At 68.1% G+C, this 745-nt stretch carries 1 protein-coding gene; it reads left to right on the top strand.

What is annotated here, in order from left to right; translation table 11 throughout:
• Nucleotides 1-745 (top strand): phosphopantetheine-binding protein (locus HUA74_RS44925; RefSeq protein WP_174459509.1); only part of this gene is annotated, 745 nt, incomplete at both ends.

The raw sequence follows: 745 nt of genomic DNA, 5'->3' as shown, positions 1-745 counted from the left end.
CCCTCGGCCAGCCCGTCCCCATTGGCGTCTCGGGTGAGGTGTACGTCGGCGGCACCCACCTCGCTCACGGCTACCTCGCCCGCCCCGACATCACCGCTCAGGCCTTCGTCCCGAATCCTTTCTCGGGCGAAGAGGGCTCTCGCCTCTACCGCACAGGCGACGCGGCTCGCTGGAAGGCTGACGGCACCTTGGAGTTCCTCGGCCGCCTCGACTTCCAGGTGAAGGTCCGTGGCTTCCGCGTCGAGTTGGGCGAAGTCGAGTCCGTCCTCCGCACCGCGCCAGGAATGAGTGACGCCGCCGCAGTCGTCCGCGAGGATGTCCCCGGCGACAAGCGCCTCATCGGCTACGTCGTCCTCGCTCCCGACACCACCCTCGACTCCGAGGCCCTGCGCACCTTCCTCCTCAAGCGACTGCCTGAGTACATGGTGCCCTCCGCCTTCCTCTCCCTGGCGGCGCTACCCCTGACTCCCAGCGGAAAGCTTGCTCGCAAGCTGCTTCCCGCTCCTGACGCCGACTCCCTGCGGGGCGACTCTTCCTTCGTCGCTCCTCGCAACCCCGACGAAGAGAAGCTCGCTTCCCTCTTCGCCACCGTCCTCCGCCTGGAGCGCGTCGGCGTCACCGACAACTTCTTCGCACTCGGTGGCCACTCCCTCCTCGCCACCCAGGTCATCTCTCGCGTCCGCTCCTCCTTCGGCGTCGAGTTGCCCCTTCGCGCCCTCTTCGAGGCACCCACTGTCGCCTCCCT

Origin of the sequence: Myxococcus sp. CA051A (assembly GCF_013336705.1) — a bacterium.
Classification (GTDB): Bacteria; Myxococcota; Myxococcia; order Myxococcales; family Myxococcaceae; genus Myxococcus; species Myxococcus llanfairpwllgwyngyllgogerychwyrndrobwllllantysiliogogogochensis.
The sequence above is the reverse complement of the archived record's forward strand: the minus strand, read 5'-3'. Positions and strand labels throughout refer to the sequence as shown.